Genomic DNA, 25246 nt, shown 5'->3' with positions numbered 1-25246 from the left:
GATTTTAAATAGGATTTGAATTGCTTATTAGGTGTTAAAGGAATAGTTAATTTTTATCTCGATTAATAGGTCAATTGCAGTTGAATTAGTTAATTGATTTTAATCTTTATATTAGTCGTTCAAGTATTATTATTTTTTATGTTATGGAGTTACAAAATGAAGAAAATTTTTAAGATCGCTACATTAGCCGCTTTCCTAGCAACGACTTCAATGGCAAATGCAGCACAAAAAATTGCAGTTGTTGTGCCTGCTAAAATTATGAAGGAATCTCCGCAGCTTGAAAAAATTAAAACTAAATTAGAGTCTGAATTTAAAGGCCGTATTGCAGAATTAAAAAAATTAGAAAAAGAAATTACAGATCTTGATTCTAAAATGCAACGTGATGCATCGTTAATGTCTGCAACGGATGTGACAAATTTAAAACGTCAAATTGAAGGTAAAAAATCAGATTTCACCTTAAAACGTAAAGCATTTGCAGAAGATAGTCGTCGTCGTCAAGCTGAAGAACAACAAAAATCATGGGCTGTGATTCGTGATGCAATTAATACGGTTGCTAGCAAGAATGGCTATGATCTTGTGTTAAATGGTGAACAGGTTGCTTTTGCGAAACCTGAATATGATATTTCAGACATCGTGATCAAAGAAATTAGTAAAAAATAGGTTTTAAATAATGACATATAATTTGGCATATTTGGCAAATGCACTACAAGCTCAACTAACTGGTGATGATGAAATTATTATTCATCGTTTGGCTACTTTTGATAGTGCAGGCGAAGGGGATATTACCTTCGTGTCAGATAAAAATTTACTTCATCGATTAGAGCAATGTAACGCAAGCGCGATTGTTCTACCTTCGGCCCTCAAAGAGAGCTATCAAGGAAACGCCTTATTTATGGATAATCCCTATGTGGGTTATGCCATGTTGTCGCGTTTATTCGATACGACCCCGAATTTACCTAACGTGATTGCTAAAAGTGCAGTGATTCATGAAACGGCTGAAATTGGAGATAACGTTGCAATTGCAGATAATGTTGTTATCGAAGCGGGTGTTAAAATTGAAGATAATTGTCAAATTAGTGCGAATGTTGTTATTGGTTTAAATTCACAGATTGGTGAATCAACGAAAATTTATCCGAATGTAAGCATTTACTATAATACCCGTATTGGTAAACGTAACATTATTCATGCCAATACTGTTATTGGTTCCGATGGTTTCGGTAACGCCCCTTATCAAGGTACTTGGGTGAAAATACCGCAAATTGGTCATGTGATTATAGGCGAAGATGTTGAAATTGGTGCTTCTACTACCATTGACCGAGGCGCGCTGTCCGATACGATTATCGATAATGGGGTGAAAATTGATAACCAGTGCCAAATTGCTCATAATGTTCATATTGGTGAGCATACTGCAATTGCAGGTGGCACGTGTATTGCTGGTAGTACAACTATCGGTCGTCATTGTATGATTGGTGGGTGTGTTGCTGTTAATGGCCATATCTCGATTACCGATAAAGTGATCATAACAGGTGATACAATGGTTATGCGTAATATTACTGAATCAGGTACTTACTCATCGGGTGTACCGGCTCAAAAGAATAAAGCCTGGTTGAAAACGACTGCGCATACTTTAAAAATTAACGATTTATTTGATCGTGTAAAACAACTTGAAAAACAACTACAAAAAAATATTGAGGAATAATAAGTGAGTAACGAATTAAATTCATTAGACATTAAAGAGATCATGGATCTTTTGCCGCACCGCTACCCATTTTTATTAATCGATCGCGTGATTGACCATGTTCCGGGCAAAACTCTACATGGTATTAAAAATATTTCCTTTAATGAGCCTCAATTTACAGGGCACTTCCCTGGAACACCTGTTTTTCCTGGTGTGATGATTCTTGAAGCATTAGCACAAGCAACTGGCGTATTAGCTTTTTCGACCTATGGCAAGCCAGCTGAAAATGAACTATATTTTTTAGCATCTATTGATCAAGTGCGTTACCGTAAACCCGTTGTACCTGGCGATGTACTTCACCTTGAAGTTATCTACCTTAAAGAACGTCGTGGTATGGGAAAATTTGAGTGTGTAGCTAAAGTTGATGGTGAAGTTGCCTGTCAAGCTATGATTATGTGTGCAAGAAGGGAGATTTAATGTCAAATCAAACAGCAATGATTCATCCTACTGCGATTATTCATGAAACCGCAGTAATTGGAAAAAATGTAGAAATAGGCCCTTATTCAATTATTGGTGAACGCGTAGAGCTTGGTGATGATTGCTGGATTGCACCACATGTTGTGATCAAAGGACCAACTAAAATGGGCAAAGGAAATAAAGTTTTCCAATTTGCCTCTGTTGGTGAAGACTGCCAAGATTTAAAATATAATGGTGAAGAGACTTTTTTAGAAATTGGCGATAATAATGTATTTCGTGAAAGTTGTACTATCCACCGTGGAACTGCACAGGATAAAGGGACAACCCGCATTGGCAATAATAATTTATTAATGGCCTATGTACATGTTGCCCATGACTGTGTGCTTGGTGATAATATTATTTTATCTAATAATGCGACATTAGCGGGTCATACGCATTTAGCAAATAATGTGATTATTGGTGGTCTTTCTGCATTGCATCAGTTTACCCGAGTAGGTGAATTCGCGATGATAGGAGGCTGTTCAGCTGTTAATAAAGATGTACCGCCTTACTTTTTGGCAACGGGTAATTATGCACAAGCGCAAGGGGTCAATTCGGTTGGCTTGAAACGTCGTGGATTTAGTAGTGCGGCGATAATGGAAATTAAACGCGCTTATAAAATTATTTGTCGTCAAGGTAATACATTAGCAGAAGCTAGAAAAGAGATTGAAGCAAAAGTTGAAACCTGTCCTGAACTGAAAATTTTATATGACTTTATCAATGAAGATAATCGCGGTATTGTTCGTTGATACGTGATTAAAGCTTCATTATGAAATCAGGCTCGTAAGAGCCTTTTTTTTACACAAAAATTAAGAAGATATTATGAATAAACCATTACGGATTGGAGTTATTGCCGGTGAAGCTTCAGGAGATATTTTAGGTGAAGGATTAATAAAAGCACTAAAAGTACATTATCCAGATGCTATTTTTGAAGGTATAGCAGGTCCAAAGATGATTGCTCAAGGGTGTAAAACTTACCATCCATTAGAAGCATTATCCGTAATGGGCTTCGTTGAAGTGCTTAGTAAACTACGTAGTATTTTAAGTATTCGAAAATCCATTACTCAGCATTTTATTAACAATCCTCCAGATATTTTTATTGGTATTGATGCACCTGATTTTAATATTACCGTTGAGTTAAAATTAAAACAGCATAATATTAAAACGATTCATTATGTCAGTCCTTCTGTTTGGGCATGGAAACAATGGCGCATTCATAAAATAGCTAAAGCAACGGATTTGGTTTTGGCTTTTTTACCCTTTGAAAAAGCATTTTATGATAAGTTTAATGTGCCTTGTCAGTTTGTTGGGCATACGCTAGCTGATCAATTACCACTTATTCCAGAAAAAAATAAAGCTAGAGATACACTCGGGTTGGGGCATGATGAGCGGGTGCTTGCTATATTACCTGGAAGTCGTAATGCTGAAGTGGAATTGTTAGCGCCTGTTTTTTTACAATCAGCGGCAAAAATCAATCAACAGTTTCCAGATATAAAATTTATTGTTCCAATGGTAAATGAAGCACGTAAACAACAGCTTTTAGCGTTACAAAAAGAGTATGCTCCGAATTTACCTTTGATTATTTTTGATGGCCAGGCCAGTGCTGTTTTACAATCAGCAGATGTGGTTTTACTTGCATCTGGTACGGCAGCGCTTGAAGCGATGCTTGCCAAAACGCCAATGGTTGTTGCGTATAAAGTTAAACCTTTGACGTATATCATTGCGAAAGCATTGGTGAAAGTGAAATATACTTCCTTACCAAATTTAATTGCAGATAAAGAAATCGTTAAAGAATTAAGTCAAGCAGACTGTACCGTAGATAATATTGTTGACGAATTGACACTGCTTATTAACCAAGATAACAGTGCATTAATCGATACATTTACATCACTTCATCAATTAATTAAATGTGATGCTGACACGCAAGCCGCACAGGCCGTTGTTAATTTATTAAATGAAAAGAATAGACATGACTAAAGTAAAAGAAGATTACCCTGAGGTCGTTTACCCGCATTTCTCATTAATTGCCGGCGTTGATGAGGTCGGTCGAGGTCCGTTAGTTGGTGATGTTGTTACCGCAGCTGTTATTCTTGATCCTGCGAATCCAATTAGTGGATTAACAGACTCAAAAAAATTAAGTGACAAAAAACGCGAATTATTATTTGTAGAAATCCAACAAAAAGCGCTGTCATTTGCTATTGGACGTGCGACGCCTATTGAAATAGATGAACTTAATATTCTTCATGCTACCATGCTTGCGATGCAGCGAGCGGTAGCTGGGTTAGCGATTCAGCCTGAATTTGTTTTTATTGATGGTAATCGTTGCCCGCAGTTGAATATGCCAAGTGAAGCGATTGTAAAAGGTGACCTGCGGGTTGCTGAAATTAGTGCTGCATCCATTTTAGCTAAAGTGACCCGTGACCGGGAGATGGTAGAGTTGGATGAACGTTATCCTGAATATGGCTTTGCTAAACACAAAGGATACCCAACCAAGGCGCACTTTGCAGCCATACAACAATTTGGGGTGATTGCTGAATACCGTAAAAGTTTTAAACCAGTAAAAAAAGTACTGGGGTTGCTGTAAAAACAGTATTAATTATCGATTCTTGTTCAATGTTATGCGTTTACAATTGTCAGTTATTATAAGTTAGAGATGTTATGTCCGAATCAGATGTTACCGCCACTACCAGTTCAGATCCAAAGTTTATTCATTTACGTGTCCACACCGATTACTCGATGGTTGATGGCTTAACCAAAGTAAAACCATTGGTTACTAAAACCGCTGCAATGAATATGCCTGCATTAGCGATTACCGACCAAACAAATCTTTGCGGTCTCGTTAAGTTTTATGGTGCGGCACATGGTGCTGGCATCAAACCGATTGTCGGCGTCGACTTCTGGGTACAAAGTAATTTATTGCCAGGAGAACAGTTTCGTCTTACTGCATTAGCAATGAATAATGTTGGTTATAAAAATATTACCGAACTTATTTCCAAGGCATATTTACGTGGTCATATTGGTGGACATGCAATTATCGACCAAGATTGGTTAATCGAACACAATGAAGGCGTTATTTTACTTTCGGGAGCGAAGGAAGGGGACGTCGGCAAAATGTTGTTGAAAAGACATGCCGATTTAGCTGCACAAATGACGGAATTTTATCTCGAACATTTTCCACAACGCTATTATTTAGAGCTTATTCGAACTAATCGAGTAGATGAAGAAAACTATCTTCATCTTGCCTTGGATTGGTCAGCTCAATATCATTTGCCAGTAGTGGCTACGAATCAGGTTGTCTTTGCTGACAAAGAGTTATTCGATGCCCACGATATTCGGGTTTGTATCAATCAAGGGTACACATTAGGCGATGATCGACGACCTAAGGAATATAGTCCAGAACAATACCTACGCAGTAGTGAAGAAATGTGTGAGTTATTTTCAGATATTCCAGAGGCATTACAAAATAGTGTTGAAATAGCCAAACGCTGTAATGTGACTTTGCGCCTTGGTGAATACTTTCTTCCCGATTTTCCCACCGGTGGAGAACCCGTTAATGACTTCTTTTGTCGATTATCTCGGGAAGGGTTAGAGCAGCGCTTAGCGTTTTTATTTGATACCAATTCTCCTGATTTTGCTGAAATTAGAAAGCCCTACGATGAACGTTTAGAAATTGAATTAGGCGTTATTAATACGATGGGGTTCCCTGGCTATTTCTTGATCGTAATGGAATTTATTCAGTGGAGTAAAGATAATAATATTCCAGTTGGTCCCGGACGTGGTTCTGGTGCGGGGTCATTGGTTGCCTATGCTTTAAAAATTACGGACTTGGATCCGCTTGAATTGGAATTACTATTCGAACGATTTTTGAATCCGGAACGTGTTTCTATGCCCGATTTCGATATCGATTTTTGCATGGATAGACGTGATGAAGTTATCGACCACGTTGCCGAGTTGTATGGGCGTGATGCGGTTTCACAGATTATAACCTTTGGGACGATGGCGGCAAAAGCTGTAATTCGTGATGTTGGTCGAGTACTGGGTCACGGTTATGGTTTTGTTGATGGTATTTCTAAGTTAGTTCCTCCTACTCCCGGTATGACATTAACGAAAGCCTTTGTTGAAGAACCTCGATTGCAGGAACGTTACGACGGAAGTGAAGAGGTTCGGGCGTTAATTGATATGTGCCGTACGCTTGAAGGGACTATTCGTAATGCTGGTAAACATGCCGGTGGCGTGGTTATTTCTCCAACGACCATTACTGACTTTTCTCCTCTTTATTGCGATGAAGAAGGGCATAATCCCGTTACTCAATTTGATAAAAATGATGTGGAATATGCGGGATTAGTTAAATTCGATTTCCTTGGTCTGCGCACGCTTACGATTATTCAATGGGCATTGGATATGGCTAATGCCCATAAAAAAGCGCGCGGTGAAGAACCAATTTATATTGAAAAAATCGATCTCACTGAGCCGGCTTGTTTCGATTTATTAAAACGCTACGAGACGACGGCAGTTTTTCAGTTAGAGTCTCGTGGTATGAAAGATCTTATCCGACGATTACAACCTGACTGCTTTGAAGATATGATAGCCCTCGTTGCCTTGTTTAGACCGGGGCCTTTGCAATCGGGGATGGTAGATAACTTTATCGAACGTAAACATGGTCGAGAAGCTGTTTCTTATCCCGATGAAAAATGGCAGCATGAATCGCTCAAGGATATTTTGTCTCCGACTTACGGGATAATTTTATACCAAGAACAGGTTATGCAGATTGCTCAAGTACTTTCTGGCTATACATTAGGCGGAGCAGATATGCTGCGTCGAGCAATGGGTAAGAAAAAGCCGGAAGAGATGGCTAAGCAACGTGCTACTTTTGAAGAGGGTGCAATTGCGAATGGTATTGATGGCGAATTAGCCATGAAGATCTTTGACCTGGTAGAAAAATTTGCCGGTTATGGGTTCAATAAATCTCACTCGGCGGCCTATGCACTTGTTTCCTATCAAACGTTATGGATGAAAACCTTTTATCCTTCTTACTTTATGGCAGCTGTTATGTCAGCTGATATGGATAACACAGATAAAATTGTCACTTTAGTGGCTGAATGTCAAAGTATGGGATTAGAGCTTGGTCCTCCCGATGTTAATGAAGGTTTATTTAAATTCAATGTCGATACCAATTTACGCATTGTCTATGGTATTGGTGCCGTAAAAGGCGTTGGGGAAGGGCCCGTAGATGCCATTATTGAAGCGCGCGAAGCGGGTGGCAAGTTCCATGATTTATTTGATTTTTGTAATCGAATTGATTTAAAGCGTTGTAATAAACGCGTGTTAGAAAAGCTTATATTGGCGGGCGCATTGGATAAGCTCGGTCCACATCGTGCTGCTTTGATGGAAACATTGCCGAATGCATTACAATCGGCAATACAATATAAAAAAGCAGAATCCTTTGGCCAAAGTGATTTATTTGGCGTCTTAACGACCGACAGTGAAGAGATTGCCAATAAGTTTTCTGCGGTACCTGAATGGCCTGAAAAACAATGGTTAGCCGGTGAAAAAGCAACACTTGGTTTATATTTAACCGGCCATCCTATTAACCAATATGAACAACATATTCGTGCGATTCACTGTAGTAAATTAGTGGATTTAGTTGCTAATCGTCGTGGTCAAAATAGTCGGGTTGCGGGCCTTATACTCAGTATGCGAGTTATGGTGACTAAAGCTGGTAAACGAATGGGGATTATTACGCTTGATGATAAAAGCGCACGAATGGATGTGACCGTTTTTGCAGACTTATTGGAGCAGTATGAAGCGTTACTTATTGCCGATAACGTAGTCGTGATACAGGGGCAAGTCAGTGAAGATTTCTTTAATGGCGGTTTAAAAATGAGTGCACGTGAAGTGATGAGTATTGACCAAGCAAGGGAACGCTTTGCTTCAAAACTTCAGCTTAAAGTCGATGCGAAAAAAGTATCTCCCACTTTCCAAGCAGAATTATATCAAGCATTAGAACCTGCTAAAGGTGGTTTATGTCCGATATTTATTGATTATAAAAATGAGCAAGCCCAGACCCAATTATCATTAGGAAGATCTTGGTCCATTACACCATCCGACGATCTTTTCTTTTCGCTTGAGCGATTATTAGGTGAAGAAAATGTCACCTTACATTTTGATCAACTTGGATAATAAGTATGTTGAAAACCGATCTTTTAGGCGATTTTTACAATCAAATCAAAATACTTTGTCATGAAGATGCCTTAACAGATATACATTTTCACGTTGCGCTTAGTGGTGGTTTGGATTCAATGGTGTTGTTGCACCTTTTTGCGCGTTTGCGTGATCAGGTAGAAAATTTGCAAGTGTGTGCACATCATATTAATCATGGTTTAAGCGATAATGCTGAGTACTGGCGCGATTTTTGTCAACAAACATGTGAAAGGCTAAATATTGATTTTACGTGTACCCATGTTAATTTACGGAAACAGGCGAGAACTAGTCTAGAGGCATTAGCTCGCGAAAAGCGTTATGCGAGTTTAATTAATACAATGTCAAAACAGAGTTACTTAGTCAGCGCACATCATCAAGATGATCAATTGGAAACGGTGCTGTTAGCTTTGAAGCGAGGTTCAGGCAATACTGGATTGCAGGGAATTCGAAGCAAGCAGGCACTTGAAATTGGGTATTTAATTCGTCCATTGCTAAATTTTTCGCGCGCACAATTAGAAAAATACGCATGTCATTATCAATTAAAATGGATAGAAGATGAAAGTAATACCGATCAAATCTTTGATCGTAATTTTATTCGTCACACTATCTCCCCACTACTTAAAACACGCTGGCCAGCGATTGCCAAAACGGTTTCTCGTAGTGCTTCAATTTGCCAAGAACAACAACAATTGTTAAATGAAGTCGCTGAGTTAGACTTTTCATTATGTGTTTGCGATCCCGCTGATATAACGGTTATCAATATCGATGCATTGAAAGCATTGAGTGCAGCAAGAATAAATAATGTATTACGTTATTGGTTTAAGCTGAATAATTTAAAATACCCCTCCGTAAAACAACTTTCATCACTGTTGAATGATGTTGTGTTGGCGACTCAAAATGCAACGCCTAAAATACTATTTGAAGGACTAACGTTACGCCGTTATCGTGAGTGTTTGTACCTAGTTGAAGATAACGCTAACTTGGTTTCAGATAAACCTGTTATTTGGCGAGGACAATCAAAAATGAGTTTATCTGGGGGAGCGATTAATCTTAATTTTCATGTGTCGAGTGAAAGTAATAATGGAATTAAAATCAATGAAGATTCATTGGTTGAAATTTACTTTAGATCGCAGTTTTCAGCAAAACTAATGTGTACGCCAATAGGGCGTAATGGCTCTCGTAGTGTTAAAAAACTACTTCACGAATATAATATTCCACCCTGGCAACGAGATAGTATTCCTTTTGTATTTGTTGATGAAGAGTTAACACAAGCGGTGGGGCTCTGGCTATGCGAAACACAGCCAGTAGATGATAGAGAATTATTTTTAACTATTGGTTTTGATTAACCCTTTATTAATATATAAACGCCTATCTGCTTCAGAAAATAGTTTTTCAGCACATTGTCCAATCTTCCAATCGCTATATCCCATGGAGTGAGAGAAATTTAATCGAGCTAAGAATAAATTTTTATTGATTTCATCACATACGCGTTGATTAACTGCTTCAATAGATTGTACTCCGCCTGGCTGAAGTATAATTGCAAATTCATCTCCGCCTAATCGAAAAGCCATATCCGATGAACGAACACATTTTGTTAGAATATGTGCAAAAGCGATTAATACTTTATCGCCGGTTAAATGGCCCAATGTGTCATTGATAATCTTAAAGTCGTTAAGATCAAAAAGCATTAATGAGAGGCTCTGTTGCCCACGACTACTTTGTTCAATAGATCTTAATAAACTCTCTTCATAATAAGCCCGATTCCCAATGTCAGTTAAATGATCTTTAAATACCATTGACTGTAATTCCGATAGCTTTAGTGAATTATTTAAGTTTTTAATCAATAACTGATGTAATTCATTTAATAATTTATCTTCATGGACTTTAATCGGTAATTCACTTTGATAACAGATTGAACCTAATCGAGAGTCTGAAAATGGCATCGATAAATTATAGCTTTTCCGGTAATTGCTTTTAATGTCACTTTTTGAACTAAAGAAACCATTCGCGGATTGAAAGCGAATATTAAAAGGGCGGACAAATTTTGCCACTAGGGAGGCAAAATTGGTCATTAATTCTTTCAATTCGATTCTTTCTTGTAGTAATTCAATACAAGTCAATTTATTTTCAAGCGATAAGCTAGGTGTATTGGAAATAACTGTAAACACTTTATTTCGAAGTGAATAATTCTCGATATTATTTTGTGCTATTATTTCCATAGCTTTTTCCTCGCGTTGATAAATTGACATACTCACACTCTAAGCATTTTTTATGCCAGTTTCATTTTTATTCCTTTTTGTTGTTGATGCTTTTTATTTTTATCGGTTGTTAGTTCCGCGCAAATGATGAATAATTGGTTATTATCAATATTGATTCTTTATTTCTCTAACTGAGTTGTTTTATGTCAGAAAATTTATCTAAAGAACTTTTTACCCCTAAGTTTCATGTACCAGAAACCTCCACACTCATTCCTAATTCATCGACTAAAAAATATGTTAATACCGGTGATGACATTATGGATGGTGAAGAACGAAAAGGGTGGTATCGATTATTAAAATTTATGCTTTGGGCTTGGCAAGGTCTAGATATTATTGAATGTTATGACGTGCTTGCTCGTATTTCAGCCTCAAATAATGAAAGAAGTGATGATGAGCTGTTAGATTCTGTTACCGGATTTCGTTCGGGCAATTGGAGTTATGAATGGACTCAGAAAGCGATGTCATATCAAAAGAAAGCGGGAGAATTTTCCGTTAATGGAGAACGAGATAAAGCTAAGAAAGCCTATTATTTGGCATCGCAATTTTACAGCATAGCCAGTTATCCTCATCTTAAAGGTGATGAATTAAGCATGCAGGCGCAGGTACTGGCTTATAATAATTATCGAGAATCATTTAAATATAATGATAATTATGAACTAAAAGAAGTTAATGTGCCTTTTCAAGGTAAAAATGTTAAATGTTATTTACACCTTCCTCATACCGAGACTTTCCTTCCCGTTGTTATTTTAAGTGGAGGATTGGATACACTGCAATGTGATTATCACTCCCTTTTTGAAAGTGAATTAGCACCCGCTGGTATCGCTATGTTAACGGTTGATTTACCCGGTGTTGGTTATTCTTCTCATGTTAAATTAGAGCAAAATGCTTCTAATTTATTACAAGCTATTATCCATCATTTGGATAACGTTCCCTGGGTCGATCAAGATAGAATCGCATTAATGGGGATGCGTTTTGGTGGAAATGTTGCAACGCGATTGGCATTTTTAGAACCCAAAAAGGTAAAAACAGTAGTATGTGTTGGTCCTGCTGTGGGAAGTGTATTTGATAAGTTAGTTAATTTTAAAAAATTACCACCGATGTTGTTGGATTGTATTGCATCTCGTATGCAAACGGGTAACTCTCGTCCAGAAGTATTATTTCAGAGCTGTGTGCCATTTTCATTAATTAAACAAGGATTACTTGCAAAACAACGAATTAATACACCTCTATTAAGTATTGGTCATCAAAATGATATTATGTGTAATAAATATGATTTAGAGTTAATTGCTCGAGCTAGCCGAGAAGGAGAGTTACGTTTAATTGATAAACCTCCTATTTTTGAGTCATATTTAAATTGTTTAAATGCTTCTGCTAAATGGTTAACAAGACATCTTGCTGAGTGAATGGTAAATTAGTTTTTATATATTTTATATGAGGAATACATTTTTATGACAGAACCAGTAAAAAAAATACCTTCTCGCGGTCGATTATTTAAATTGTTTACCGATTTAGGGCCTTATTTTCGTAAACAATTTTCGACTGAATCACTTTTCTTTTTTGATTGTTTAGAAATTTGTGTTGATCCCGAAAAAGAACCTGAAGAGCGTGAGTTTTATGGCTGGTGGATAAACCTTAAGAAAGATGATTCCGCTTTTATTTATGAACGCTTTGATGGCATTTATAATACAGAGGGTGAATGGGTTGTTGAGTCATTAAATAAAGAAAATAAAGCGCAAACAGATAAATCATTCAAATTATTTGTCGATCGCTTAGCATCATTAATCGACACTGAAACAGGCCTGCAATTAAAAGCGATTGAAGATAAGCTAGTCGAAGTTTAATTGCACTAAAATTAACGCTAAGAATTGAAACAGCAGCACTTTATTGGGTTGCTGTTTTGTTATTGCTGCTACATAAAATGAAATTGGTATGAACAGAAAAATTAAAACGGTTGTTGTAAAGTTAGGCACCAGTGTATTAACTAGCGGTACAACTAAACTTGACCGTGCACATATGGTTGAAATAGTGCGTCAATGTGCACAATTACAAAAGTTAGGTTATCACATTATTGTGGTGACTTCGGGAGCTATCGCAGCAGGCAAAGAGCATTTAAATTTACCCGATATACCGACAAGCATTGCCAATAAACAAATGTTAGCAGCCGTTGGGCAGGGACAATTAATACGTGAATGGGAGTCACTCTTTAAGATCTATGGTATCCATGTCGGTCAAATGTTGTTAACCCGTGCAGATTTAGACGACCATGGTCGCTATATAAACGCCCGTGATACGTTAAGAACGTTACTTAAATATAATATTGTTCCAATTATTAATGAAAATGATGCCGTTGCAACCAATGAAATTAAAGTGGGTGATAACGATAATTTATCTGCACTAGTTGCATTGTTAGCAGGGGCGGATCAGCTGTTGTTATTAACCGATCAGCAGGGGTTATTTACCGCAGATCCACGTCGCGTACCCGATGCAAAATTAATTGAAGAAATTAATGAAATCACCGATGAAATTCATGCGCTTGCAGGTGGTAGTGTGAGTGGTTTAGGGACAGGTGGGATGTCTACTAAAATTGAAGCGGCCACGGTTGCCCATCGAGGTGGTGTGGAAGTCGTTATTGCTTCCGGTCATAAAAAAGAGGTGATTATTGATGCGGTTAATAATAAACCGGTCGGGACGCGTTTTGTTTGTGATAATTGCCCATTAGAAACGCGAAAAAATTGGATTTTTGCAGGATCTCGCAGTGCGGGAGCTATCATCGTTGATGCTGGCGCTGAAAAAGCGATCAAGGATTCCGGGAGTAGTTTACTTGCTAAGGGAATTGTTGGTACAGTAAAAGTGTTTTCCCGTGGTAGTGTGATTTCAATTAGTAATCAACAGGGTAAAAAAATTGCCCGTGGGATAGTTAGATACAAAAGTATCGATATTGACCAAATTAAAGGTTTACACTCCGATAAAATTGAAGCTAAGTTAGGATTTGAATATGGACGCGTCGTTGTTCATCGTGATGACCTTGTGTTGTTGTAATGGTCAGTATTTACCCCGGGTGAGTATTCATTAGAGGTATTCATTACTTCTTTTCACTCAAATAAAAGATTAGGAAAAAACATGAATTTACAGGAAATAGGCAAACTTGCTAAAGAAGCAAGTTACGAATTAGCCATTACAGAAACCCGTCAAAAGAATGCAGCGTTGGAAGCTATTGCTGTTGCATTAGAAGCGCATGAAGATGAAATTGTTGCTGCCAATAAAGAAGACATTCAAGCGGGTGTTGATGCGGGATTAAGTCCAGCATTGCTCGATCGTTTATTACTTGATGGTCCTCGTCTTGCCGCTATTATTGCTGATTTACGTAGTGTTATTAATTTATCTGATCCAGTAGGTGATGAATTTGATAGTGCATTATTGGAAAATGGTCTTAAATTATTAAAACGTCGTGTTCCTGTTGGGGTGATTGGCGTGATTTACGAAGCTCGACCTAATGTGACCATCGATATCGCTGCACTTTGTTTAAAAACAGGGAATGCCAGTATATTACGTGGTGGTAAAGAAACCATTCGTTCAAATATGGTGTTAGTGAAAGTAATTCAATCTGCTCTCGTTGCATCGGGATTGCCAAAAACAGCAGTACAATATATTGAAAATACTGACCGTGCATTAGTGGGTGAATTACTTAAGATGGATCAGTTTGTCGATATGATTATTCCTCGTGGGAACTCAGGATTACAGCAATTTTGTAAAGAAAATAGCACGATTCCTGTAATTATTGGCGGTATTGGTATTTGTCATTTATTTGCTGAGAAAACAGCCGATATCGATAAAGCTATCGCAATTATAGAAAATGCCAAGGTACAACGCCCGAGTGTTTGTAATGCCTTAGATACACTCTTAGTTGAACAGAATATAGCTGCTGAGTTTTTACCTAAACTAGCAGCACGCTTATTACCCTTAGGCGTTAGTTTTGTCGCGGAAGAAAAAGCAAAGGCAATTCTTGGTGATGATGCAAGATTAGCTGAAAAAGATGATTTTTCTACGGAATGGTTGTCGCTTACATTAGGTATCAAGGTTGTTGATAATTTATCTGAAGCTTTGATGCATATCCGTCAGCATAGTTCAGAGCATTCCGATGGTATATTAACGAACGATTTCAGCATTGCGAATAAATTTATAAATTCAGTTAACTCCGCCGCTGTTTATGTTAATGCGAGTACGCGTTTTACCGACGGTAGTCAGTTTGGATTAGGTGCCGAAGTTGCCGTTTCTACACAAAAATTGCATGCCCGTGGCCCAATGGGATTAAAAGAGTTAACGACTTACAAGTGGATTGGCATGGGGGATTACTTGGTTAGAAATTAAACGAAGTGGTTTAAGGGCGCAAGTTTTTATTTAAATTCCTTAATTAACTGTTATTAATCAAATAAGTTTACTATTTTTTTTCAAATAAATTAAAGTTTTATACTAAACTGCAGATAACATTAATTAACAAGGTTTGAAATAAATTGATTTTCAAACTCGTCATTTTATTTTAAATCTAAGGAATGTCCTATGAAGCAACAGTCTGGTTTTACATTAATTGAATTAGTTATCGTTATTATTATTCTCGGCATTTTGTCCGCTACTGCGATTCCTAAATTTTTGAATCTTCAAGTCGATGCGCGAAGCGCTGCCTTGAATGGAGTTAAAGCTGCTTTAGAAGGTGGAGCAACCATTACTTATTCAAAAGCCGCTATTCAAGGTGTGGAAAAAACAGCCTCAGTATTGGCTGCTGATTCTGACTCTGGGATTGCACTTCGTTATGGTTATCCTGTAGCAACGGAGTTATTAAATATTGCTGAGTTAAGTAATGATTGGAAAATGACAAATTCAGCAGGTACTGTGATAACAGATACGGATACAGATACAGTAGCATATATTTCTTCAAATGATACAGCTGCTGCTGATGTTAGGACATGTAGCGTTAGATATACAAGGGCTGTCTCTAGTACTGCTCGACCAGTCATTGTCGTTATTGATACCGGATGTTAAATTAGTTAGTCTCACTCAATGACATTAATCCCACCTAGTTGTGGGATTTTTTTTAATTCTTTAGTAGAGCGATTAAGATTTAATTATATAGTGAAGGCTTAATTGATAGTTTTAATAAGAAATTTGAATAAGTTAGTTTGTGCAATAGTATTATTTTATAATAAATGCAACATGGTAGAAACTATTTATTCGACGGTTGAATTTTCAATTATTTTGAATCTTTTACAAAGAAGTTTTGGTAGCAACATGCTTACATTTCAATTAAATAGGCAGTAAATGGTTCAGTATCTGAGTAAATCGGTGAAAATATCTCCTACAGGCTTTACGCTTGTTGAACTCATCATTGTGCTTATTATTCTTGGCATGCTATCCGTTACTGCTGTGCCGAAACTCTTTAGTAAATCTGCCTTTGAAGATTATACCCTCCGTGATCAGCTCATTTCTCAACTCCGCTTGGTACAATTGCAAGGCATTAATGCAGATCCTTCAGATGATGCAACAGAAAATGCTTGCTATTGGTTAGTGGTTAAAAACAGTTGTTTTTATCATGACAATACGCAACGAAGTGCCGGTACTTGTGTTAGCCCTTCTTCTAGTCACTGTAATAGTGGCAGTTTTAATCAATATAATACGGTATCGTTTAGTGATGGTATGTTAACGGAGCGAAATTACCGATTTGATTTACAGGGAAAGTTGCTAATTAATGATAGTTTAATAGGTGATACCTTTACGATTAATATTAATGGCGATAACAATCTTTCAGTTGAAGTTGAAACCGAAGGATATATTCATGAATAACTATAAAAGCAATGGTTTTACCTTGGTGGAGTTAATTATTGGAATAGTTGTATTGGCTGTCGCTATGTTAGTAATGAATACCTTACTTATTTCTCAAAGCAAAGATTCACTTGAGCCTCTTTATCGTTTACGTGCTTCTCAATTAGGGCAAAGTGTTATTCAGACTATTTTATCTCGTGGTTACGATGAAAATTCCGATCATAATGGTGGTTATTACCGCTGTGGTGAAGTTTGGGGCGATAGTGATTTATGGTATGACGGCTTCGATTGGCAAACCAGTGAGTCAACTACAGACATTGCAACCAAAATTGATTGTACCGATGAAAGTGATTACGGCATTGATAGCACAAGTAATGAAGCGCAAGGAGAGCACCAAGATTTTAATGATGTTGATGATTTTATAACAAATGGTTTTGAGCCTGCCGGTGATTATGGCGATGTGTTGGGAAATAACTTATCTGCTCAATATAATAATTATTTAATTAAAATAGCGGTAAGTAAAGATACAGCAACGCTTAGTGCTCAAACATTAAAGCGTATTGAAGTGACGATTCAAACGCCAAGCAATGAAAAAATTGTGTATTCAGCCTTAAAAGGGAATTACTAATGAGGTTCGATGGTATAAAAGAGCAGTCAGCTTTTACGTTAGTCGAGCTCGTTATTGTTATCGTTATACTGTCAGCATTGGGCATTATGACTAGTCGTTATATCGGCACTGGGCTGGATATTTATAGTGATGCTACTGATCGTGATAAATCATTAAACAGTGTCCGATTTGTAATGGAACGGTTACGTCGAGAAGTCTCTAATGCTTTACCTAATAGCCTTGAGGTGAGTGGCGGAGACCAGTGTTTAACTTTTACGCCTATTATTGCAAGTTCAGTCTATACCGATTTTCCAATTAGCCCTAGTTATGGGAACACGGGAACAATTTCTCCCATTAGCGATTATAATTACTCTTCGGGCGATAAAGCGGTTGTTTATCTTCTTTCGTCTGATCAGTTAAACAGTACGGACAAGGTAAACCCCATTGCTAGTATTAATACAGATAAAGATATTTTAACTTTTAATACTGCCATTAGTTTTTCATTAAATTCACCGGCAAAGCGTGTTTACATTATTCAGCATAATATTAGTTATTGTTTTATTGGGGATGATTTAAAGCGGCAAGTCGACAGTGGTGAGTATGTATTAATGGCTGAAAATATAATAGGTTCATTTAAAGTGAGTAATGCCACCCTACAGAGAAATGCATTAGTAAAAGTCTATTTTGAACTTGATTTTGATGGACAGGAGGTGCCAATTGAACAAACATTACATATCAATAACACCCCGTAAGCAGCTAGTATATTGCTTAAAAAAACAGTCGGGTAGTACACTTATTATGGCTATCTTTATCATTATTGTTATTTCTTTATTGGGGGCGAGTTTGATGTCATTGCAACGTAATGCGGCCGAAAGTACAAGTTATGAAGTCTATGCAGCACGTGCATATTTAGCTGCTTATAGTGCCAGTGAAATTGCGCTGATGAAATTATTTCCGCTTGGAAGCAGTGCAGCGGTAGAAACAAGCTGTAGTGAAACAGCTGAAGCCGTTACTTTGCCTGGTGATGATGAAACAGCTGAAGCCGTTACTTTGCCTGGTGATGATGAAACAGCTGGGTTTCATGGTTGTAGCGCGTTATATTCTTGTTCTGTTATTTCAGCTGCAACGGTGACGCGTTATCAAATCACGAGCACGGCTAGTTGTAAAAGTAATGAAATAATTACGCGTCGGCAAATTATGGTCGAGGCCACCAACGTAGAATAATTTACATTAAAACAATTGTTATTCGAATACCTCCCCACGGTAGATTATACGATCATTATTACGGTATAGACCAAATGTAATTAGCGCTTGCGGATCGTCTGTTAATAATCCTTCGTTATCCCAATCATACTGTAACCAAGTTGGTACACTCATTGTTAATGTTAAATTACCTTGGTTACCTGTTCCGGGCGATGATAGTGTGACTATATTAGAGATACCCGCAATAAATGTCCCACTACCTGATAGGTTAACGGGTGTTGTTAAACTTCCATAGGTAAGTGTGGCATTCGATGCGTTAAAATCAGTAAAACTATCGTTATTATTAGTCACAAATTGACTACCATTCCAGTATTCTAATAACATTGGAATACGCAGGTCCGCTGTTTCTGGACCGTAACTATTTTCTATATTCCATCGCCCAAAACGAATGATAATACCCGTGGGTGATAATGTAACAATGCCATTATCTAAGTTGCTATCTAGGTCATTGGTAGTGATCCCATCATCATCTACGATTGAATTAATTTGTAAATCAATATCCGCACTGAATGGCGCAATGAATGCGTTACTTTCACGCGTGTAAACATAATTATCGGTATCATTAAATTGGTAACGAATAATCCCTTGTCCGTCAAGTTCATCTATAGTGAGTGTGTTTAAATTCGCAGTTACGTTTAATTTAGTGAGTTGATCGACGCCGAATGTTGATGCGTCTTTTGTTGGTGCAACTCTAGTGACACTGTTTGCTTGTAACTTCATATAATCACGAGTGTAATTTTGAGTTGTAATACCCTGTTGTGATTTTGCTGTCAGGGTTAACTGAGGTTTTGTGCCATAACTTATTTGTCCTAAACTTGACGTTACATTAGACATTTGTCCTGTATAAACAAAAGGAATATCATTACTTTGCCCACCATCACTTAGTGAGCCATCGGTTGTGGTGGTGATTTCGAAATATGCAGGGGTAAAACGGCCAATATTGATATCATCGGCTGAAATAAGAATACCTTCGCCTCCGTAGTTATTATCTTGCAGATCGAGGTTTATTAAACCCACTTCAGAATATTGTGCAGCGTTATATTCCGATGTTCCATTACTAAAATCAGTTAAAGTAATATCATTAAAATCTGCTGAAGTAGTAGTGGTTAAGGAGTGATTTTGTGCATAGGTAAAGGTGCCATCAACACTTTCTGTGTAAAGTGGTGCCGTTCTGCTGAGTTTAAATTGTAGGTTAGTTGGGACATAGTTTTGAGTGATATTATCTTGGTTATTGTAGGCCGTTACTGATAACGTGAAATCTTCACCTGCTTTGTGTGTAGTATTAGTATTTGCTGAGTTGCCATTTATATTTTCATTACCTGCGTTTTTCGTAGAAATGGCCAAATAAGCAGGGCTAACCCAAAAGTGATTGCTGTCTCCCGTTAGCTCAACACCATCTTGATTATAGTTCGCATGCAATAAAATTTGTCCTGCATCATTATAAATAGAAGCGGGCAGTGTCGCGATTCCCTCACTATTAAAAGACAATGTTGTGTCAGTGGAATTTGGATATTTAGCAATATTTTGGCCATTAACTTCAAAAAATAAACCATTGGTTCCACTTGGCGCACTATTTTCCTGTGACAAATCAATATTGACTGAACCATTAAATAATCCAGTGCATACGCCATCAGTGTCCTTAACCGCTTGTATTTTTAATGATTCAGGAAATATATTACCAGCGGTTTGATTGGCAATCGTTGTTGCATTGCTTGTGCCGTATAGAAAACGAAAGCCTGCATTCATAAAGGTTATATCGCAACTGCTTGTGCTGCCAGTTGAACATTGGAAAGGATTGTCAGCACTAACCGTTTCATTATCTACTGATAAAGTAAGAGTTTCTGCTATTGTGTGATTAAAGCTTAGTGTGTCACTCCCAGTGAAGGTGGTAGATGCTAATAGGGTATTATTACCCAATAGGTCTATGTTAACTTCCTTATCGCTAAGTGCGCTACAATCGCTGTTTAAACATGCTTTAATTGATACATTTTCTACATCGCAAGTTAATCCATTGCTATCATGGATAATTTCAAAGTGATCGATAGTTGAAGTCGTGTCACTGTGACATGAGTGCGTTTCTTGGTAAATTGATTGTATTTGTGACGTAGTTAAAGCTTCGTCATAAATTTGAACCTCATCGATTAATCCTGTAAATCGGTTTCTTATTTCTCCATTAATAGGTTCCCCGCCAATCGTTGCTGGACCTGATGTATCACTTTTCCATGTCCCTGTGTAGGTATTACTTGTATTTCCACCAGTGACAATTTGAGCTTCACCATTTACATAAATTTGTCTCGTTTTAGTTTCACTATTATGTACTGCTGAAACAAAATACCATTTATTGGCCGTTAATCCAGTTGTTGTATCGACTGAAATGGGGTTTACATTGCGGGAGTAAAAACGTAATTTTCCGTTGCCAGGGTCACCTAAACTAAAGCCGTATCCACCATTGCTATTCGTTTGATCATCAATAAAAATACGTGAGCCTGAATTTAAATTACTGGGATTTATCCATGCGGTAATGGTAAAGCTACCGGATAAATCATTAAAGTCACTGGGCAGTTCGATATAGTCATCATCTCCGTCGAAGTCTCCATATCGACATGTGCCTGGATTGCCTAATATTGCTGGATTTGTATTTGAAGTCGAAACATACCCGTGAGCCGTAGCATTAAAGTTACCTGTTTCATCGCTTACTTCACCGATAGTGCCACTCCATTCTGATTCATCAAGGTGATACTCTGCAATGGGAGTAGGTTTTTCGTATACAGTGATATTACTAAAAGTACTCTTTGCTGCTTTATTGTTATCGTCATCATTGATAAAAAAAAGATAATCAAAATCACCGGTGTATGTTTTACCTACTGGAATAGTAAAATGCGTTATACCGTTACCTGAATATGTATTAAAATTGGAAATTCCCCAGCTCTGGGTACCATATAACTTAAAGCTATTATCAGCACTGATAGAGGTGTCTTGATCAAAACCTATTCCATGAATTTCGCCTTCAATCGTGCTTTGAAAATCAAATTCAAGTATTGTATTTGCAGTGACACTATAAGAAAAATCTATTTTTTGCCAACGACTACCTTCGAGGTTTAGATTTAACCCTTCTTCTTGAACTTCCACTCGGCCTGGGGAAGTGACATCTTGTCCACCGCCATAACTCGCAAGACTGTACTTACTTGTAACCCCAGCTTTTGATACTAATAGCTTACCATCTTCAGTTCCTTCGTAGATTTTAATGTTACTGTAGGTGCTTATAGCCGTTGAATTTATGTCATCATCATTAATAAAAAATAGATAAGTAAAATTGCCTTGATAATATTGTCCGACGGGGATTGTAAAATGGGCAATATCATTACCTGAATATGTTGCAAAGGCTGATAATCCAAAGGCTTGGGTACCATATAGTTGAAAGCTACGGTCTTCACTAATTTCGGTATCAATATCAAATCCTAACCCATGAATTTCACCTTGAATTGAGCTGTTAAAGTCGAATTCAATAATTGTGTAGGGCGTGATGGTGTAAGGTAATGAGATCTTTTGCCAACGATTTCCCTCAATCGTGAGGCTAGCATCATTTACATTTATAACCTTATTAGTGTCGATGTCTTGTTGCGTTCCACCATAACTAGAGACTTCGTATTCATCGCTAATATTTTTTGCTGATACCGTTAAGTTATCTATCGCTGCGACTTTAAAAACAAAGAAAAGGCTTATAAAAACGCCTGTTAATAGTCTATTTAGATTACTTTTATACAACATCGTTAGATTTCCGGTGTTTGTGTTTATATTGAATAGTTGTATCTGTTGCCAATCAACATACATTTATTAATCATTAGTTTAGACGCCAATATAAAGTATCACTGGTGATTTTTTAGATAACTGCTTGGAATATTGGCTATTAAAGCACCTGTGCAGCAATTTCACCTTGATGTAAATGCACATTAATAATATCTCCAGTCGCTAATTTAGACGAATCCGTTGTTACCTTGCCATTTTTATCTTTTACGATGGCATAGCCACGAGCAAGCGTTGCCAAAGGACTGACTGCATTTAGCTGTGCAATTTGTCCTTGTAATGTATTTTCACTTTGTTTTAATTTATTTTGCATTGCACTTTGGAGACGCGTTATCAATTGTGTTTGTTTTTGTTGCTCAATACGAATGGTTTGTGCAGGGCTGAAATGGGTTAATTGATTTTCAAGTCTCTGTTGCTTATGAGTTTGCTGATTAATAATTTGATTTATTGCATGAGAAAGACGTAGTGATAATTCATCAAGCTGTTGAGTTTGTTGTTGTAATTTATGTTTTGGATCTTGATGTAGTAGTTTTTCTTTTAATAGATTTTGCTGATGATGTTTTAGTTGTAGTTGTGCGGCGATCGCACGTTTTAATCGAGTGACTAATGTTTGTAATTGTGATTCGACAACACTGTTACTTTGACTGACTAATTCAGCCGCAGCAGAAGGTGTCGCTGCTCGTAGGTCGGCAACAAAGTCACTAATGGAAACGTCTATTTCATGGCCAACGGCACTAATAATGGGTAATTGACTATTAAAAATAGCATAGGCAACAACGGCTTCATTAAAACACCAGAGATCCTCAAGCGAACCGCCACCGCGTCCAACAATTAATACATCACATTCCTGACGTGCATTGGCCAGTTGTATTTGTACTGCAACGGATTCTCCACTGCCTATTCCTTGGACTTGGCTTGGATAGATAATCACCTGTAAACGCGGGTCGCGACGCTTTAATACACTTAAAATATCATGAAGGGCCGCGCCCGTTGAAGAGGTGATTACACCAATGCGATTAATCACTGTGGGTAATGTCTTCTTGTATTCCTGTGCAAATAAACCTTCTGCAGCTAATTGGCATTTTAAAGCTTCAAATTGCTGTTTTAATAATCCATCGCCTTCAGGGGCCATTGAGTCAATAATTAATTGATAATCTCCTCGGGCTTCATACAAACTTAATTTGCCTCGAACGAGGACCTGTTGACCATGTTTTGGCGTGAAGCCTGTGCGTCGATTATTGCCTTTGAACATGGCACATCGTACTTGCGCGCTATGATCCTTCAGAGTGAAATACCAATGACCCGAAACCGCAATCGTTAAGTTTGATATTTCACCGGATAACCAAATAACCCCCAGTCCGGTTTCTAATAAGGATTTAGCCGCTCGATTAAGGCTACTAACACTATAAATATTCTTATTTTGTGAGTTCATGGTGGGTTATCACTGCTGCTTATTTAGAGGGATTTCGGTGAATAATAGCATTTTTCTAATCGCTTATAAAAATAAATGCTTCACAAGCTAATTTTTATTTGTAGTTAGCTCGCAGAAGGATTAAAATCCATCCGCAATATCGTACCCAATCATTTTGGGTGCAGACAATCCTCCCAACTATAAGTGAGATATTGCAATGCTACGAATTGCCAAAGAAGCCCTAACATTTGATGACGTATTACTCGTACCCGGTCACTCGACGGTGCTGCCAAATACCGCCGACCTTCGAACCAAATTAACTCAAACGATTTCATTAAATATCCCTGTAGTGTCAGCTTCTATGGACACGGTAACCGAATCGCGTTTTGCTATCGCGTTAGCACAGGAAGGTGGTATTGGTTTTATTCATAAAAACATGTCGATTGAAAAACAAGCGGAAGAAGTTCGTTTAGTTAAAATTCATGAAAGCGGGGTCGTTGCTAATCCCGTTACTGTTGCGCCTGATACTACGCTTGCTCAAATTAAAGAATTAACTGAACACCATGGTTTTGCTGGTTACCCTGTTGTAGAGGGGAGTGGTGAACTAGTTGGTATTATTACTGGACGTGATATTGTTTTTGAAACGGATTTAACTAAAAAAGTGTCGGAAGTAATGACTGGAAAAGCTGATCTTGTAACAGCTAAACCGGATACTTCACGTGATGAAGTCGAAGCATTAATGCATGCGCATCGAATTGAGAAAGTATTATTGACCGATGATAACTTTAAACTCAAAGGGATGATTACGGTTAAAGATTTCCGTAAAGCAGAGCGTAAACCTAATGCTTGTAAAGATGAGTTAGGTCGTTTACGTGTTGGTGCTGCGATTGGCGCTGGTGCTGGTAACGAAGAACGTGTTGCAGCTTTAGTAGAAGCGGGCGTTGATGTTTTATTAATCGACTCTTCCCATGGTCACTCTCAAGGCGTGTTAGATCGTATCAAAGCAACACGTGCTGCTTACCCTGATCTACAAATTATTGGTGGTAATATCGCAACAAGTGAAGGTGCCAAAGCCTTAGTCGAAGCTGGTTGTAATGCAGTAAAAGTAGGTATCGGCCCAGGTTCAATTTGTACTACACGTATTGTAACCGGTGTTGGTGTACCACAACTTACAGCTATCTCTGAAGCGGTGAGTGCCGTTGCTGGTACTGGTATTCCTGTAATAGCAGACGGTGGTATTCGTTTCTCTGGCGATATTGCAAAAGCATTAGCAGCTGGGGCGTCTTGTGTAATGATGGGGAGTATGTTTGCGGGTACGGAAGAATCTCCTGGCGAAATTATTTTATACCAAGGTCGTTCGTATAAATCTTATCGTGGTATGGGATCGCTTGCTGCAATGTCTCAAGGTTCATCAGACCGTTACTTCCAATCTGATAATGCGGCTGATAAATTAGTACCTGAAGGTATCGAAGGGCGTGTTGCCTATAAAGGTAAAGTAAAAGAAATTATTCATCAACAAATGGGTGGATTGCGTTCATCAATGGGCTTAACAGGTTGTGCAACCATTGAAGAAATGAATACAAAAGCAATGTTTGTAAAAATCACCAGTGCAGGTATGGGTGAAAGCCACGTACATGATGTTGCAATTACTAAAGAAGCGCCTAACTACAGCCGTTAATCTTTAGGTTAAAATA

Annotated in this window: 21 protein-coding genes; 18 read left to right on the top strand and 3 right to left on the bottom strand. The window is 37.8% G+C overall.

Translation table 11 applies throughout. The annotated features are described in order from the left end of the window. Positions 1 to 156: 156 nt before the first annotated feature. The 8 genes from ACR30L_RS14480 to tilS all read left to right on the top strand — a co-directional run bounded on the left by ACR30L_RS14480 (position 157) and on the right by tilS (position 9741). Positions 157 to 660 carry an OmpH family outer membrane protein gene (locus ACR30L_RS14480; RefSeq protein WP_435234954.1) on the top strand — a complete coding sequence of 168 codons (504 nt, stop codon included), beginning with the start codon at positions 157 to 159 and terminating at the stop codon, positions 658 to 660. A gap of 10 nt (positions 661 to 670) precedes the next feature. Then, positions 671 to 1699: a UDP-3-O-(3-hydroxymyristoyl)glucosamine N-acyltransferase gene (lpxD, locus tag ACR30L_RS14475; protein WP_435234953.1), complete on the top strand. Its 1029-nt coding sequence runs from the start codon at positions 671 to 673 to the stop codon at positions 1697 to 1699. A gap of 3 nt (positions 1700 to 1702) precedes the next feature. Next, positions 1703 to 2155 carry a 3-hydroxyacyl-ACP dehydratase FabZ gene (gene fabZ / locus ACR30L_RS14470; protein ID WP_435234952.1) on the top strand — a complete coding sequence of 151 codons (453 nt, stop codon included), beginning with the start codon at positions 1703 to 1705 and terminating at the stop codon, positions 2153 to 2155. Further along, on the top strand, positions 2155 to 2943 hold the full coding sequence (lpxA, locus tag ACR30L_RS14465) for an acyl-ACP--UDP-N-acetylglucosamine O-acyltransferase (protein WP_435234951.1): 789 nt from the start codon (positions 2155 to 2157) through the stop codon (positions 2941 to 2943). Before fabZ ends, lpxA begins: the two co-directional genes overlap by 1 nt. Before the next feature lie 73 nt (positions 2944 to 3016). After that, on the top strand, positions 3017 to 4171 hold the full coding sequence (lpxB, locus tag ACR30L_RS14460) for a lipid-A-disaccharide synthase (RefSeq protein ID WP_435234950.1): 1155 nt from the start codon (positions 3017 to 3019) through the stop codon (positions 4169 to 4171). After that, a complete protein-coding gene (gene rnhB, locus ACR30L_RS14455; RefSeq protein WP_435234949.1) occupies positions 4164 to 4778 on the top strand; it encodes a ribonuclease HII in 615 nt (204 codons plus the stop codon). The genes lpxB and rnhB overlap by 8 nt, the downstream gene beginning before the upstream one ends. Before the next feature lie 74 nt (positions 4779 to 4852). Then, positions 4853 to 8374, top strand: a complete 3522-nt coding sequence (gene dnaE / locus ACR30L_RS14450) for a DNA polymerase III subunit alpha (RefSeq protein ID WP_435234948.1) — start codon at positions 4853 to 4855, stop codon at positions 8372 to 8374. Positions 8375 to 8379: 5 nt separating this feature from the next. Then, positions 8380 to 9741, top strand: coding sequence for a tRNA lysidine(34) synthetase TilS (gene tilS / locus ACR30L_RS14445; RefSeq protein ID WP_435234947.1), 1362 nt, complete (start codon positions 8380 to 8382; stop codon positions 9739 to 9741). On the opposite strand, the gene ACR30L_RS14440 is transcribed toward tilS, so the two are convergent. After that, positions 9721 to 10614 carry a GGDEF domain-containing protein gene (locus ACR30L_RS14440; RefSeq protein ID WP_435234946.1) on the bottom strand — a complete coding sequence of 298 codons (894 nt, stop codon included), beginning with the start codon at positions 10612 to 10614 and terminating at the stop codon, positions 9721 to 9723. The genes tilS and ACR30L_RS14440 overlap by 21 nt on opposite strands. Before the next feature lie 182 nt (positions 10615 to 10796). On the opposite strand from ACR30L_RS14440, the gene frsA reads away from it, so the two are divergent. The 9 genes from frsA to ACR30L_RS14395 all read left to right on the top strand — a co-directional run bounded on the left by frsA (position 10797) and on the right by ACR30L_RS14395 (position 18298). Continuing rightward, on the top strand, positions 10797 to 12056 hold the full coding sequence (gene frsA / locus ACR30L_RS14435) for an esterase FrsA (protein ID WP_435234945.1): 1260 nt from the start codon (positions 10797 to 10799) through the stop codon (positions 12054 to 12056). A 45-nt stretch (positions 12057 to 12101) separates the two neighbouring features. Continuing rightward, complete coding sequence (crl, locus tag ACR30L_RS14430; protein WP_435234944.1) at positions 12102 to 12494, top strand: sigma factor-binding protein Crl; 393 nt, start codon at positions 12102 to 12104, stop codon at positions 12492 to 12494. An 88-nt stretch (positions 12495 to 12582) separates the two neighbouring features. After that, entirely contained in the window at positions 12583 to 13692 is a 1110-nt protein-coding gene (proB, locus tag ACR30L_RS14425) for a glutamate 5-kinase (RefSeq protein WP_435234943.1), read from the top strand. A gap of 81 nt (positions 13693 to 13773) precedes the next feature. Beyond that, on the top strand, positions 13774 to 15021 hold the full coding sequence (locus ACR30L_RS14420; RefSeq protein ID WP_435234942.1) for a glutamate-5-semialdehyde dehydrogenase: 1248 nt from the start codon (positions 13774 to 13776) through the stop codon (positions 15019 to 15021). Between the two features lie 189 nt (positions 15022 to 15210). Then, complete coding sequence (locus ACR30L_RS14415; protein ID WP_435234941.1) at positions 15211 to 15690, top strand: prepilin-type N-terminal cleavage/methylation domain-containing protein; 480 nt, start codon at positions 15211 to 15213, stop codon at positions 15688 to 15690. Between the two features lie 276 nt (positions 15691 to 15966). Beyond that, positions 15967 to 16488 carry a pilus assembly FimT family protein gene (locus tag ACR30L_RS14410; protein ID WP_435234940.1) on the top strand — a complete coding sequence of 174 codons (522 nt, stop codon included), beginning with the start codon at positions 15967 to 15969 and terminating at the stop codon, positions 16486 to 16488. Further along, positions 16481 to 17095, top strand: coding sequence for a type IV pilus modification PilV family protein (locus ACR30L_RS14405; protein ID WP_435234939.1), 615 nt, complete (start codon positions 16481 to 16483; stop codon positions 17093 to 17095). The genes ACR30L_RS14410 and ACR30L_RS14405 overlap by 8 nt, the downstream gene beginning before the upstream one ends. Continuing rightward, positions 17095 to 17826 (top strand): PulJ/GspJ family protein, encoded by a 732-nt coding sequence (locus ACR30L_RS14400; protein WP_435234938.1) that lies wholly within the window; start codon positions 17095 to 17097, stop codon positions 17824 to 17826. Before ACR30L_RS14405 ends, ACR30L_RS14400 begins: the two co-directional genes overlap by 1 nt. Before the next feature lie 46 nt (positions 17827 to 17872). After that, the gene (locus ACR30L_RS14395) at positions 17873 to 18298 is read left to right on the top strand and encodes a hypothetical protein (RefSeq protein ID WP_435234937.1); all 426 of its coding nucleotides are present in this window, start codon (positions 17873 to 17875) and stop codon (positions 18296 to 18298) included. Positions 18299 to 18316: 18 nt separating this feature from the next. Here the strand turns inward: ACR30L_RS14395 and ACR30L_RS14390 are convergent, their stop codons facing one another. Both ACR30L_RS14390 and xseA read right to left on the bottom strand, forming a co-directional pair. Next, entirely contained in the window at positions 18317 to 22105 is a 3789-nt protein-coding gene (locus tag ACR30L_RS14390) for a DUF6701 domain-containing protein (RefSeq protein ID WP_435234936.1), read from the bottom strand. Between the two features lie 139 nt (positions 22106 to 22244). Next, positions 22245 to 23573, bottom strand: coding sequence for an exodeoxyribonuclease VII large subunit (gene xseA / locus ACR30L_RS14385; RefSeq protein WP_435234935.1), 1329 nt, complete (start codon positions 23571 to 23573; stop codon positions 22245 to 22247). Between the two features lie 196 nt (positions 23574 to 23769). On the opposite strand from xseA, the gene guaB reads away from it, so the two are divergent. Next, entirely contained in the window at positions 23770 to 25230 is a 1461-nt protein-coding gene (guaB, locus tag ACR30L_RS14380) for an IMP dehydrogenase (protein WP_435234934.1), read from the top strand. The last annotated feature ends 16 nt before the right edge of the window (positions 25231 to 25246 follow it).

It is taken from the genome of Psychromonas saccharinae (assembly GCF_051201515.1).
Classification (GTDB): domain Bacteria; phylum Pseudomonadota; class Gammaproteobacteria; order Enterobacterales; family Psychromonadaceae; genus Psychromonas.
Note: the sequence above shows the minus strand (reverse complement) of the source record. Positions and strands in the feature narration are given on the sequence as shown.